Source organism: Granulibacter bethesdensis CGDNIH1 (assembly GCF_000014285.2).
Classification (GTDB): Bacteria; Pseudomonadota; Alphaproteobacteria; order Acetobacterales; family Acetobacteraceae; genus Granulibacter; species Granulibacter bethesdensis.
In genome coordinates this window covers 2,628,238-2,640,071 of record NC_008343.2, presented here as the reverse complement: position 1 = coordinate 2,640,071, position 11,834 = coordinate 2,628,238, and the positions used below count along the sequence as shown (strand labels likewise).

The window sequence follows — 11,834 nt, the reverse complement described above, 5'->3', positions numbered from 1 at the left end:
GGGGCTGGGTTAGCGGTTTGTGGGGTGGGATAAGTGTTTTATCTGCCGCTCTGCAAACCAGCCGAAGCCGATACCGATCACCGCCCACAGCACGGCCTGGGTGCCGAAGGAAGCGATCCGGAAATGCCAGAGCAGATCAGCAGGAAATGTCACCGGCACTTCATTGATAACCGGCATGGCACGCCCGATCAGAAGCAGGGCCAGCAGGGCGAAACCGGCCCCGGCCAGCGTGCTGTTCCATCCGCCCCAGCGTGTTGCAAAAAGCTGCCGGATCACGAAGGCAAGCGTCATGGCTGACAAGGAGATCAGCAGCATCTCGAAATACAGGGCAGTGCGTTCGGTGATGGTATCAGCCTGTCCCACGGCAGGGGGATTGGGTGGATAGACCAGCCCCGGTACGAGGCAGATAGCGATAAATCCGCATCCTGCCAGCAAGGCGGACAGGCCACGTGGACCAAGCGGCAGGCGGCCCAGCATGGCGGTAAACACGAGGCTGAACAGACCACCGAAAGCGGCCCCGTACACGGTCACACCGGTCAGCAGCCCCAGCCCGGCCTGAGTGGTACGGGATACCAGTTCAGGTTCGGCCTCTGCTTCCTCCGCTGTCCCGCCGGAGGCGTGATGAGTGTGATGGGCTGCGTGTTCGGCAGCGGCTTCAAAGGCGATGGCGCGGTCCACCTGCGGTTCCCCATACAGATGTGCGAACCCGAACGCGGCAATGCCTGCCAGAAACCCGGCAAACATGCCCCGGATCAACAATGTCCGGATCATGATACGGTCAGAATAATGGCGTCAGTGGCAGGGAAAGCCGAGCAGATGCCGGCCGTCATGCACGAATTCATGGACATACATGCCGGAAATCAGGGAGGTGGCCCCTTCCTCAATGCCGACGAAATACAGTGCCAGTAACATGACCATCCCGAACAGCGTCCAAGGCAGAATATCCCGCAGCGGAACCGGACGAGACAGTGGGGTGGCGGTCGGACGGGGAAGGGTCGAATAAATGGCAGACATTGGGTGGAAACTCCTGACGGGGAAGCGCGCCCCGATGAAACGGCAGGTAAAATGGATAGAGTCTGCAAAAACAGGGTCTGACTTTCAGCCCTCTCAGGCTGATTACAGTGGCGCGACCGCACCGGATTTACACCGGCTTCCATATGTTTACAGTGGACGAACCGTAGAAAATCCCGGCCTTTCCTGTCAATGCAAAGCGTATGTTGCGAAGGGGAGAAGGCTGGGATGCTTCGTCTGATCCTGCTGTGTCATGCCGCGACCGACGCCACGCGTCAGGCGCGCTTTCCAGGCGATGAGCCGATCGAAGAGCGGGAGAGGCGGCGTCTGGCCATATGGAATCCCTCCCTGCCTGCCAGAATGGGGCACCTGTTTCTCTCCCCCGAATTAAGGGTGTGGCAGACGGCAGAGGTTTTGCGCCTGCCTGAACGGGCTGAGCAGACGGAGATAACAGCAACGCTGGCGGATCTTGAGTACGGCACGTGGCGCGGCAGAACTCTGGCCGATTGCGCACAGACCATGGGGGATGCGGTGCAGTCATGGATCAAAGACCCTGATGCGGCGCCGCATGGTGGTGAATCGGTCTCTGCCCTGCTCAGCCGTGTATCTAACTGGCTGGATGGCGTGGCTGAGCATTCAGGTGGGTATGTCATGGCGGTGACGCATCCCGCCGTGATGCGGGCTGCTGTCATCCATGCGCTGGGTGCGCCCGTTGAGGCATTCTGGAGGATCGACATTGCACCCCTCTCCCGCGTTGAGATGAATGCGGGGGGCGGAGGCTGGCAGTTACGCGGGATCATTCCGGCTCATCATGAACCGGAATGATCGGAGCGTTGTTCAGGTCCGGGCTTTGGCCTCTCGACGCCGGCGGTGCAGCACGAACTCTGTATAGCCATTTGGCTGCTCGGTGCCTTTGAAGATCAGATCGCATGCCGCCAGAAAGGCGGGTCCATCGAAGGCTGGTGCGATGGGTCGATAGGCGGGATCGCCCGCATTCTGCCCATCCACCACTACGGCCATGCGGCGCAGTGTTTCTTCGACCTGTTCCCGGCTCACGACACCATGGCGCAGCCAATTGGCGATGTGCTGTGCGGAAATGCGCAGCGTGGCGCGGTCCTCCATCAAGCCGACATTGTAGATGTTCGGTACTTTGGAGCAGCCGATCCCCTGATCCACCCAGCGGACGACATAGCCCAGAATACCCTGAACATTATTGTCCAGCTCATCCCTGATTTCCTGAGCGGTTAGTTTCCCCGCCTCCTCCAGCAATGGCAGGGTCAGCAGAGCATGCAGTGAGGTGCGGGCACCTTCTCTGGCAATGGTCGCCTGCCGTTGCGCCACGTCGATCTGATGATAATGCAGCGCGTGCAGCGTGGCTGCCGTGGGGGAAGGAACCCAGGCCGTACTGGCCCCGGCGCGCTGATGGTCGATTTTCTCGGCCAGCATCGCCGCCATGTTGTCGGGTGCCGCCCACATGCCTTTGCCGATCTGGGCATGGCCGGGCAGACCACAGGCCAGCCCACTATCCACGTTGCCGTTTTCATAGGCCGTGAACCACGCAGTCTGTTTCATGTCGTTCTTACGCAGCATGGGACCGGCTTCCATGCTGGTGTGGATTTCGTCTCCGGTGCGGTCCAGAAAGCCGGTATTGATGAAAAACACCCGGCTGCGGACTGCTTCGATACAATGCGCCAGATTGACGCTGGTCCGGCGCTCCTCATCCATGATGCCCATCTTGATGGTGTTGCGGGGCAGAGTCAGCGCATCTTCCACCGTACTGAACAGCCGCGCTGCCCAGGCTACCTCATCCGGCCCGTGCATTTTCGGCTTCACGATATACAGGCTGCCGGTTCGGCTGTTGGTGATGTGCCTGCCGGGCCGCCCGCGCAGATCATGCAGGCCGATCAGGCTGGTGATGAATGCATCCAGAATGGTCTCCGGCACCTCTGCCCCGTCCAGCATAACCGCATCGGTCATCATGTGATGACCGACATTGCGGATCAGCAGCAGGGATCGACCGGGCAGCGTCAGGCTGCCGCTGCCATCAGGCGTAGTGTAAACCCGATCCTGATGCAGGCTACGTTCGACGGCGGCGCCGTTTTTCTCGAACCTGACCGTCAGGTCGCCGCGCATCAGACCCAGCCAGTTGCGATAGACCTCGACCTTGTCCTCCGCATCGACCGCGGCGACGGAGTCTTCCGCATCCATGATGGTGGACAGGGCTGATTCAAGAATCAGATCGGCAATACCGGCTTTATCATTGCGACCGACGCGATGGTCGCGATCGAACAGGATTTCCAGATGCAGCCCGTGCCTGACCAGCAGAATACGGCTGGGTGCATCAGGCGCGCCGGTATATCCGCAGAATCCGGACTCATCGCGTAGTCCGGTCACATGTCCGTTGGCCAGCGCAATCCGTAACTTACCATTGTGTACCGCATAGAGCATGGCATCGGCATGGCTGCCTTCGGCCAGAGGGGCTGCGATGTCCAGCACCGCGCGGCCATGTCTTATAACCTCGGCTCCGCGTGCCTCATCATAGCCCCGCGTCGCGCTTTGCTGACGTCCGACGGCATCTGTGCCGTATAACGCATCATACAGGCTGCCCCAGCGCGCATTGGCGGCATTCAGAGCATAGCGTGCATTGTTGACCGGAACGACGAGCTGTGGCCCGGCGATATGGGCGATCTCATCATCCACCTGTGCGGTATCGACCTGAAACGCGGCCGGTGGCGGCAGCAGATAGCCGATTTCATGCAGAAACGCGCGGTAGGCGTCGGATTGTGCCGCCAGTGCCGCACCGACGCCGGATTGCGGCAGCGTATGGACGCGGTGCCACTGGTTGATCTCGGCCTGCAACGTATTCCGCTGATTGAGCAGGGCAGCGTTTGCGGGCCCCAATGTGCGCAGGGCGACGGCGAGTGCGGCCCAGAATGCCTCGGCTGTGATGCCAGTGCCGGGCATCGCTTCCTCTTCCACAAATCGATGCAGAACCGGCGCAATCTGAAGGCCGGAGGGCAGAAGGGATCGGGTGGCAAGGGTGATCGCGTTCATCGTGATTCGGTTCCTCGACAGGGGTGGGAACGCGACCGGTCACGTGTCTCCGCGTGTCCGTCGCCCCCGTCTGTCTTGGTGCCTGAGAGCATCACCCGGCTGGCGTTTCCGCAAAAAGCCGGATTTCCCCTTCGGCGGACCCTGCCGGGCCTCTCTCCAGAGTGTCCTGAGCGTGCGGTTCATGGGCCTGAGAGGTTCCCGGGGGGTTGCTCCTTCGGCGGCCATTCTCCGTGAGGAGGGAAAGCACTCTCCCGCACGCCGTCATCAGACAACCTTACTGTGTGAAGGCTGAACGGCACCGTCAATGGAAATTTAAAAAAATCTTATTATATGATTTATAATTTTTATCAATAAAACAGGGTCAGAATCCCGGTCCGATACCGCCGCTGACATAGCCGCCCCGAATCCGACCGTCCTGGCTTTGGAAGCGCCCGGTATGGCAGGCGGTCAGCCCGAACAGAGTCATTGTCAGCATGGCAAGGATGAAAAGGCGGGAAAGCGGCTTCATTTGTCTGCATACATTTCGTTGATCAGTACCAACCCCAACGTGTGACAGGCGGCAGCGATTGCAACCAGAATCAGCCCGTCAATAATCAGCCCTAACGGTGACAGTATATGACCGGCGATGAGGACATCATGGCCGAGAACGGCAGTGGCCTGGCTGATGGCTTCCTGCACATGGTCTTCATGCACGTTGACCATGCCTGCGGCATGCCTGACCGCCAGCCAGATACCGCCGACAACCAGCAGCAATGGCGCGAACAGGGCTGCGATCTGCTCGATCAGCGACAGGAAGAAGTGAAAGGTGCCCCAGATGAGGACGCGCAGGGCATGGGCCATCAGCCCCGGCATGGCACGACCGGCGTCTTCCATGATCTGCGGGGTCTGCTTGTGGTCGAACGGGTTACCGATATCGGACAAAAGACGTCTCCGTTTCAGGGCGGGATCATCGGAGGGGGGGACCCCTGTCGACAGGGGCCGCTTGCTCCGCCGCGACCGCAGGTGGCAATCGGACAGGGGTGGGTCTACGCTAGTCGTGCCTTTCCTGTCGCGCGAAAAAGCGGTTCAAGGAGGCAGGACGGGATGAAGGATACGCGGATGAAACGAGATGGAAGGCGGATTGGCTCTCTGGCCGGGCTGGCCGTCATGATGGCGATCAGCGGATGCTCGACACATTCCACCCCGCCGCGCAATCCGCTGGTGGCTCTGCCGGGACCGTATAAATCGCTGGCGGAATATCGCAGTGATGGCAAAACCTGCCGCGAGAAAGCGGGTGATCCGGCTTTGCTGGCCCGGCTGCCGGCTTCGGAACCAAAGCGGACCTATTCCTATCCGGATTATCTCACCTGCATGCAGGAGCACGGCAATGTGCTCATGGCTGCCGGATATGTGGCCGCCATGATGAAGGCCAAGGCGGCCAGCCAGCAGCCTGCCGCGTCTGCTCAGCCTGCTCCGCCTGCCGCCATGACTCCTCCCATGATGATGGGAGGGGGCATGCCGACCTATTCCGGATTCAACGACTACTATCCCTGGCTGACCGGGGAGGATGTGGTGAACGGGGTCGGTTATTTCTAAAGCCGGCGCAGAAAATCCGCGATCATAGCGACGGTTTCCCCGGCTGCGGATAAATAGCGGCCGATGGTCAGGAAGCCATGGATCTGCCCTTCCAGACGCTGCATCGAGACCGGCACCCCGGCTTCGCGCAGTTTGATGGCATAGTCTTCCCCTTCATCCCGCAGCGGGTCGCACCCGCTGGTGATGATCAGGGCTGCCGGCAGGGCATCATGCCGAGGGGCCAGCAAGGGGGAGGCTCGCCAGTCCCGTATATCGTGCGGTGAGCTGAGATAATGCGTCAGGAAATATCGCATCGCGTCGGATGTCAGGCCGAATCCCTGTCCGAACACGGTGTGGCTTGCCTGCCGTCCTCTCATATCCGTGCTGGGATAGAGCAGGATCTGCTGGCGGATCGGGTGGGGCAGGATGGGCTGGTCCCGTGCCGTCAGACAAAGCACAGCCGCAAGATTGCCACCGGCACTGTCACCGCCGACGGCGATGCGGGCCGGGTCGATGCCCAGCATGGCGGCATTGTGTGCGATCCACGTGCAGGCGGTGATGGCATCATTGACCGCGGTCGGGAATTTATGCTCCGGCGCCAGACGATACCCGACTGAAATAACGGTGATTCCGGCGGCAATGGCAATCTGGCGACAGGGCACGTCATGCGTGTCCAGAGTACCGAGCACCCAGCCTCCGCCATGGAAGAAAACAAATACGGGATCGCCTTCCGAACGTGGCGGTGCGTTGCGGTAAAGCCGCAATGTGATCTCGCCGCCTTCTACGGGACAGGACAGGTCGCGGCACTCGGCAATGGGCGGTGGGTCCGGGTTCAGATGCAGCTGACCACGATCATAGATCGCCCGTGCCTGTTCCGGCGGCATTGTGTGCAGGCCTGGCCTGTCCAGTTGCTGCATACGGGCCAGAAATCCGGCCGCTTCCGGCTGCAGCAGGCTCTGCGGATCGGGAGAGAGATCGGTCATGACGGGAAGGTTGCTCCTGCAAGCCGGGCATGGTCCAGATCGGCTGGAGTGTTGATATTGATGAATGGATCACCCGCTGCGGTGATGGCCCATTCGGCATGAGCCACCGGAAAAGCGGCGGTGAACTGGCCGATGCGCCGCATGCCGTTTTGCAGGGCCTGCGCCAGTGAGTCCTTCAGCATGACAGGCCAGATGCCGATGACGGGATGGGTGCGGTCGCCGGAACGGGCAAGGGCGATTCGGGTTGCTTCCGTTGAGGTCTCGGTCAGACCTTGCCGGGCGCGCCAAAGACGGCGGACCAGATCGGGCGGCAGAAAGGGCGTATCGCCCGGCACGCTCAGCATATGGGTGAATCCATGCGACTCGGCCCATGCCAGCCCTGCCAGCACACCTGCCAAAGGACCGGAAAAATCCGGACTCCTGTCGGGCAGGATCGTGGTCGGCGCCCATGCCGGATAATCCGCCTCCTGGCGCAGAGCCTGCGTCAGACGGGATGGATCGCCATTGGCATTCAGGGCCAGCATGGCCACCTGTGGCCGGATGCGGGCACAGATATGGGCCAGCAGCGGACGGCCATGGAGCAGGCACAACCCCTTGTCGCCACCGCCCATTCTGCGGGCCAGACCACCGGCCAGAACGATGCCGGGTATGGCTGGACCATCATTTGCCATTGTGACTCTGTTCGCTTCCTGTCTGGCGCCTGGCCATACAGACATGCGACGATGCGGCGAAAGCAGCGGGACGGGGTGCATGGACCGGACAGATGAGACCTTCCCGACTCTGACGGTGCTGCGTCACCCGCTGTTGCAGCACAAGCTGACCTTGCTGCGGCGTCATGACACCTCCACCGGAGAGTTTCGCCGTCTGGTGCGGGAGATGAGCCTGTTGATGGGGTATGAGGTCACGCGCGCCCTGCCCGTCGAGGATATCGAAATTGAAACGCCATTGGAGAAGATGCGGTCCCCGGTTCTGACTGGCAAGAAATTGTGTCTGGTCTCGATTCTCCGGGCCGGCAGCGGGCTTCTGGACGGGCTGCTTGAACTGATCCCTGCCGCCCGGGTCGGCCATGTCGGTTTGTATCGTGATGAGGCAACGCTGATACCGGTGGAGTATTATCTGAAACTCCCCGCCGATATTGCCGAGCGGCTGGTGGTGGTGGTCGATCCGATGCTTGCCACCGGAGGGTCGGCGGTCACGGCGATCACGCGGCTGAAACAGGCCGGAGCGGTTCAGATTATTTTTCTGTGCCTGCTGGCAGTACCGGAAGGGGTGCGTCATCTGGCCTCCGCCCATCCGGATATCGAGATCGTCACCGTCGGGCTGGATCGGGAGCTGGATGCGCATGGTTATATCCGGCCCGGTCTCGGGGATGCGGGAGATCGCTTGTTCGGCACGAAATGAGAGCCTAAGGAAAAAAGAGGCTTGACGGGGCTTGTGCCCACCCTTTAAATGCGAATCATTATCAATCGCTATTTCCGGAGGGCGATTGATAAGAGTGTGGGCGATGTTCCCCCATCCGAACGGTGCTGGCCCCCGCTGGTACATCGGTCGTCAGACCGGTTTTCGTCCCGCTCGGAAGGGAGGAACAGATTGATAAGGAGATGTTCTGTTCCGCAAAGCCCCCTGCTCGGCGGAAGGGAACGCCCGGACGGCCTGCCATAAAGGGGTTGGCGCGTCGTCTGGAGGCAAGGGGAAAGCGAGGTGTGGCATGGTTTCCCCTTGCTGTCGGGGCGGTTGGCACGGGAGGGCCAACCGCCCCGATCTGATTCGAAGGGCATGTATTCGTTCAGCCGGCACGCTGCTCCGCGATTCGCAACAGGCGCAGGAAATTGCCGCCCCAGAATGCCTGAATGGCGGCTTCGTCATAACCACGCTTCACCAGCTCGGCGGTCAGGTTCGGGCTGTCCGCCGCATTCCGCCAGCCGGTGATTTCTCCGCCGCCATCAAAGTCGGAGGAAATACCGACATGCGCGATGCCGATGCGACGCACGACATAATCAATGTGATCGACGAAATCCGCGACGCCAACCGTTTCCAGCGTGCCCCCCTTGCGCAGGAAACCGTCCATGGCGGTGATCTGGATCAGCCCCCCCGTGCTTTTCAGCACATCAAGCTGTTCGTCATCGAGGTTGCGCGGATGGTCGCACAGCGCCCGGACACAGGAATGCGTGGCCACGACCGGAGTGGTGGACAGGTCGGCCGCCTGAAGCATGGTCTCTTTCGAGGCATGGCTGACATCGACCAGCATACCCAGCCGGTTGAGGCGCTGGATGACGTCCCGTCCCAGAGCAGACAGCCCGTGATGCTCCGGCCCCTTATCACCCAGTGCCGGAATGGGGCGGGCTGAGTCGGCAATATCGTTATGGCCGTTATGGGTCAGGGTCAGATATCGCGCCCCCAAAGCACGGAACCGGTCCAGCACGGTCAGGTCGGTGCCCATGGCATAACCGTTCTCGACCGCGGGCAGGATGGCGATGGCCTTGTCGCGATGGGCCGCTTCGATGGCGTCGGCGGTATCGACCACGCGCACGGATTTCCCGTGGGAGGCAGCATCTTCGCCGATTCGCCGGATGGTTTCCAGCATGGCCAGCGCGCGGTCGCGGGCAGCGCTGCGGCCTTCATCGGTGCGCGGCCCCTGCGGCACATAGGCCACCAGACATCCGGCGGAGAGAGAGCCACGCTCCATCTTGGGAATGTCGACATGCCGCTTCGGGCTGTCTTCGAACACGCCTGGGCCGTCCGGCCACGGGATGTCGATATGGCTGTCGAAAGTCAGCAGGGAATGATGCAGTGTGTGCGAGTCCATGTCTGGAAGCATCGGCGCTCACCGGACGAAGTCAAGACGGTGCTGCCGTGGGGCGCTGCTTGAGGTGGCGCGGGGTAGCAAGAATTTCAGGATCGGGTATGATGGGAAACACTGTCTCCGTAGCTCAGCAGGATAGAGCACAGGATTCCTAATCCTGGGGCCGTGGGTTCGAATCCCGCCGGGGACACCACTCCCCTCGCTGTCCTCATCGCATCATTTCGACTGCTGCTGAAGCTGTAACGCGCGCGCATAAACCTGCTTGCGCGGCATGGCGATGGCGGTGGCCACCAGGGCGGCCGCATCCTTGACGCTGTGGGTTTCCAGCGCCTGCAACAGGGCGGTATCCAGATCCTGCGCTGTGGCCTGTTCGGCAGGGGCGGGGCCGAGCAGAACGGTGATCTCGCCGCGGGCTTCATGGGCCTGATAATGCTGGACGAGGTCGGAGAGAGAGCCGCGTCGGACTTCCTCGAACCGCTTGGTCAATTCCCGCGCGACGGCGGCGGGGCGATCCCCGAAAACGGCCAGCATGTCGTGCAGGCAGGCTGCCAGCCGGTGCGGGGCTTCGTGCCAGATCATGGTGGCGTTCAGCCCGGCCGCCTCTGCCGCCCGTAAGGTGGTAAAGCCGGTGCGCCGCGCGGCTTCCTTCGGGGCGGGGAAGCCCAGAAACAGGAAGGGATGCGGCGGCAGGCCGGACAGGGTCAGCGCCAGCAGGGCGGCATTGGCGCCGGGAATGCCGGTCACCGGCAACCCTTCCGCGATGGCGGCGCGTACCAGGCGAAATCCGGGATCGGAGACCAGAGGCGTCCCGGCATCCGAGACCAGCGCCAGCCGCTTCCCGGCCCGCATCAGGCCCAGCAGCGCGGGAATCCGGGCTTCCTCATTATGCTCATGCAGGGCTTCCAGACGGCGGTTGATGCCGAAAGCGGTGCAGAGGCGGGTGGTGGTGCGAGTGTCCTCGCACAGGATCATATCGGCATGTCTGAGTGTCTCAATGCCCCGTGCCGACATATCCTGGAGGTTGCCGATCGGCGTGGAGACGAGCACAAGACCGGAAGGTGCAAGACCAGCGGGAAGAGCGCGGGTCTGTTCGTCCGGATCGTCCTGTTCCGTCGTTCGGGCGGGTTGTGCAACAATGGCCGGGTTCTCTGCGTTTGCCTGCCGGGTATGGGCATCGGGCAGGGATGCACCGGTGGAAAGGGGATCGCATGCGGCGTCGGACATTGTCTCTCCTCGTGGCCAGTCTGGCACTGGCGGGGTGCTCGAACACCCTTTCAGGGGTAAGCGGCCCACTCCGTCTCAGCGGTAGCGCAGGGCAAGGTAGCGGTAAACTGGACCATCTGGCGATTCTGTTGCCGCTCTCCGGTCCCGACGCTGCGCGTGGGCAGGCGATGCTCAAGGCGGCACAGCTGGCGCTTGATGTCCCCGGTTCTCCACGTCTGGAGCCGATTGATACGCATGGCACGCCCAACGGGGCGGCACAGGCTGCACAGGCGGCGGTGGCGGGCGGTGCCTACATGATTCTTGGCCCGTTCAGCGCGGCGGAAACAGGCGCGGCGGCAGGGCCGGCACGGCAGGCCGGGATACCAGTGCTCGCCTTTACCTCCAGTCCGGCCCAGGCCCAGCCCGGTATATGGGTGATGGGGCTGACCCCCGATCAGCAGGTAGAGCGGCTGGTGCAGGCCGCACGCGCCCAGGGCAAGACTCATATCGCGGCTCTGTTGCCGAATACCGAACTGGGCTCTGCCATGGGCCGGGCGCTGGTGCAGTTTGCGCCGGATGCCACGGTGCGGCATTACTCCGGCGGAATGGAGGCCATGAACGCCACCGTGCGTGATCTGTCCGGCTATGCCAGCCGCCGCGGGCCACTGGAGCAGAAAATCCGCGAGGCCAAAAAGAATGGTGATCGCAAACTGGCGGCAGAGCTGTCCCGTAATTCCGTTCCGCCACCGCCTTTCGATGCGCTGCTGCTGGCGGATGTCGGAACCCGTCTGGCCGAGATCGGCAGCCTGCTGCCCTACTATGATATCAACACGCCAACCGTGCGTATCATGGGGCCTGCGCTGTGGTCTTCAGAGCGCGCTCGCGCCGGTTCCGGCGATACGTTGAACGGCGCATGGTATGCTGCCCCCGATCAGGCCACGCGCACCGATTATGTGCAGCGTTACCAGACGAAATACGGCTCGGCGCCGTTGGCGTTGCAGGATCTGGCCTATGATGCTGCCTCCATCGCACGGGTCATTGCCAGTGAAGGCAGCGTGTCGGCGGACAGCCTGACCCGGCCGGCCGGATTTGCGGGCGTGGATGGGGTTCTGGTGCTGCATCCGGATGGAAAGGTCAGCCGCGGGCTGGCTCTGTATGAGATCGAATCGGGCAGTCCCAAAATGATCGAACCGGCCCCGCAGACGCTGAACTCTACCGGGAGCTGA

The 11,834-nt window shown here is 62.1% G+C and carries 12 protein-coding genes, 1 tRNA gene and 3 riboswitches; of the genes, 5 read left to right on the top strand and 8 right to left on the bottom strand.

What is annotated here, in order from left to right; all coding sequences use genetic code 11:
• Nucleotides 1-9: 9 nt before the first annotated feature.
• Together GBCGDNIH1_RS24405 and GBCGDNIH1_RS24400 are read right to left on the bottom strand one after the other, a co-directional pair.
• The gene (locus GBCGDNIH1_RS24405) at nt 10-771 is read right to left on the bottom strand and encodes a CbtA family protein (RefSeq protein ID WP_011633074.1); all 762 of its coding nucleotides are present in this window, start codon (nt 769-771) and stop codon (nt 10-12) included.
• A 21-nt stretch (nt 772-792) separates the two neighbouring features.
• Nucleotides 793-1,014: a CbtB domain-containing protein gene (locus tag GBCGDNIH1_RS24400; protein WP_011633073.1), complete on the bottom strand. Its 222-nt coding sequence runs from the start codon at nt 1,012-1,014 to the stop codon at nt 793-795.
• Between the two features lie 55 nt (nt 1,015-1,069).
• Nucleotides 1,070-1,207, bottom strand: a riboswitch (cobalamin riboswitch).
• Between the two features lie 32 nt (nt 1,208-1,239).
• On the opposite strand from GBCGDNIH1_RS24400, the gene GBCGDNIH1_RS24395 reads away from it, so the two are divergent.
• The gene (locus GBCGDNIH1_RS24395) at nt 1,240-1,836 is read left to right on the top strand and encodes a histidine phosphatase family protein (RefSeq protein WP_025319300.1); all 597 of its coding nucleotides are present in this window, start codon (nt 1,240-1,242) and stop codon (nt 1,834-1,836) included.
• A gap of 12 nt (nt 1,837-1,848) precedes the next feature.
• Here the strand turns inward: GBCGDNIH1_RS24395 and GBCGDNIH1_RS24390 are convergent, their stop codons facing one another.
• Together GBCGDNIH1_RS24390 and GBCGDNIH1_RS24385 are read right to left on the bottom strand one after the other, a co-directional pair.
• Nucleotides 1,849-4,065, bottom strand: coding sequence for a malate synthase G (locus GBCGDNIH1_RS24390; protein ID WP_011633071.1), 2,217 nt, complete (start codon nt 4,063-4,065; stop codon nt 1,849-1,851).
• A gap of 69 nt (nt 4,066-4,134) precedes the next feature.
• Nucleotides 4,135-4,226: riboswitch (glycine riboswitch) on the bottom strand.
• A 4-nt stretch (nt 4,227-4,230) separates the two neighbouring features.
• Nucleotides 4,231-4,329, bottom strand: a riboswitch (glycine riboswitch).
• A 240-nt stretch (nt 4,330-4,569) separates the two neighbouring features.
• Complete coding sequence (locus tag GBCGDNIH1_RS24385) at nt 4,570-4,986, bottom strand: hypothetical protein (RefSeq protein ID WP_025319298.1); 417 nt, start codon at nt 4,984-4,986, stop codon at nt 4,570-4,572.
• Between the two features lie 177 nt (nt 4,987-5,163).
• On the opposite strand from GBCGDNIH1_RS24385, the gene GBCGDNIH1_RS24380 reads away from it, so the two are divergent.
• Nucleotides 5,164-5,640, top strand: a complete 477-nt coding sequence (locus GBCGDNIH1_RS24380) for a hypothetical protein (protein ID WP_125911054.1) — start codon at nt 5,164-5,166, stop codon at nt 5,638-5,640.
• On the opposite strand, the gene GBCGDNIH1_RS24375 is transcribed toward GBCGDNIH1_RS24380, so the two are convergent.
• Complete coding sequence (locus tag GBCGDNIH1_RS24375; protein ID WP_011633068.1) at nt 5,637-6,602, bottom strand: alpha/beta hydrolase; 966 nt, start codon at nt 6,600-6,602, stop codon at nt 5,637-5,639. The genes GBCGDNIH1_RS24380 and GBCGDNIH1_RS24375 overlap by 4 nt on opposite strands.
• Nucleotides 6,599-7,273, bottom strand: a complete 675-nt coding sequence (mobA, locus tag GBCGDNIH1_RS24370; protein WP_043453217.1) for a molybdenum cofactor guanylyltransferase MobA — start codon at nt 7,271-7,273, stop codon at nt 6,599-6,601. Before mobA ends, GBCGDNIH1_RS24375 begins: the two co-directional genes overlap by 4 nt.
• A 79-nt stretch (nt 7,274-7,352) precedes the next feature.
• Here mobA and upp point away from each other — a divergent pair, with 79 nt between their 5' ends.
• Nucleotides 7,353-8,003, top strand: coding sequence for a uracil phosphoribosyltransferase (gene upp, locus GBCGDNIH1_RS24365; RefSeq protein WP_011633066.1), 651 nt, complete (start codon nt 7,353-7,355; stop codon nt 8,001-8,003).
• A gap of 385 nt (nt 8,004-8,388) precedes the next feature.
• On the opposite strand, the gene GBCGDNIH1_RS24360 is transcribed toward upp, so the two are convergent.
• Nucleotides 8,389-9,408, bottom strand: a complete 1,020-nt coding sequence (locus GBCGDNIH1_RS24360) for a dipeptidase (RefSeq protein ID WP_043453213.1) — start codon at nt 9,406-9,408, stop codon at nt 8,389-8,391.
• Nucleotides 9,409-9,521: 113 nt separating this feature from the next.
• On the opposite strand from GBCGDNIH1_RS24360, the gene GBCGDNIH1_RS24355 reads away from it, so the two are divergent.
• Nucleotides 9,522-9,598, top strand: a tRNA-Arg gene (locus tag GBCGDNIH1_RS24355).
• 23 nt (nt 9,599-9,621) lie between these two features.
• Here the strand turns inward: GBCGDNIH1_RS24355 and rsmI are convergent.
• Nucleotides 9,622-10,629, bottom strand: coding sequence for a 16S rRNA (cytidine(1402)-2'-O)-methyltransferase (gene rsmI / locus GBCGDNIH1_RS24350; protein ID WP_025319292.1), 1,008 nt, complete (start codon nt 10,627-10,629; stop codon nt 9,622-9,624).
• Between rsmI and GBCGDNIH1_RS24345 the strand changes: the two genes are divergently transcribed.
• Nucleotides 10,614-11,834, top strand: a complete 1,221-nt coding sequence (locus tag GBCGDNIH1_RS24345) for a penicillin-binding protein activator (RefSeq protein WP_025319291.1) — start codon at nt 10,614-10,616, stop codon at nt 11,832-11,834. The two genes, rsmI and GBCGDNIH1_RS24345, sit on opposite strands and share 16 nt — an antisense overlap.

Coding starts and splice junctions, on each gene's coding strand:
- GBCGDNIH1_RS24400 (WP_011633073.1), bottom strand. CDS start 1,014: ATGTCTGCCATTTATTCGACCCTTCCCCGTCCGACCGCCACCCCACTG.
- upp (WP_011633066.1), top strand. CDS start 7,353: ATGGACCGGACAGATGAGACCTTCCCGACTCTGACGGTGCTGCGTCAC.
- GBCGDNIH1_RS24390 (WP_011633071.1), bottom strand. CDS start 4,065: ATGAACGCGATCACCCTTGCCACCCGATCCCTTCTGCCCTCCGGCCTT.
- GBCGDNIH1_RS24375 (WP_011633068.1), bottom strand. CDS start 6,602: ATGACCGATCTCTCTCCCGATCCGCAGAGCCTGCTGCAGCCGGAAGCG.
- GBCGDNIH1_RS24395 (WP_025319300.1), top strand. CDS start 1,240: ATGCTTCGTCTGATCCTGCTGTGTCATGCCGCGACCGACGCCACGCGT.
- mobA (WP_043453217.1), bottom strand. CDS start 7,273: ATGGCAAATGATGGTCCAGCCATACCCGGCATCGTTCTGGCCGGTGGT.
- GBCGDNIH1_RS24360 (WP_043453213.1), bottom strand. CDS start 9,408: ATGGACTCGCACACACTGCATCATTCCCTGCTGACTTTCGACAGCCAT.
- rsmI (WP_025319292.1), bottom strand. CDS start 10,629: ATGTCCGACGCCGCATGCGATCCCCTTTCCACCGGTGCATCCCTGCCC.
- GBCGDNIH1_RS24380 (WP_125911054.1), top strand. CDS start 5,164: ATGAAACGAGATGGAAGGCGGATTGGCTCTCTGGCCGGGCTGGCCGTC.
- GBCGDNIH1_RS24345 (WP_025319291.1), top strand. CDS start 10,614: ATGCGGCGTCGGACATTGTCTCTCCTCGTGGCCAGTCTGGCACTGGCG.
- GBCGDNIH1_RS24405 (WP_011633074.1), bottom strand. CDS start 771: ATGATCCGGACATTGTTGATCCGGGGCATGTTTGCCGGGTTTCTGGCA.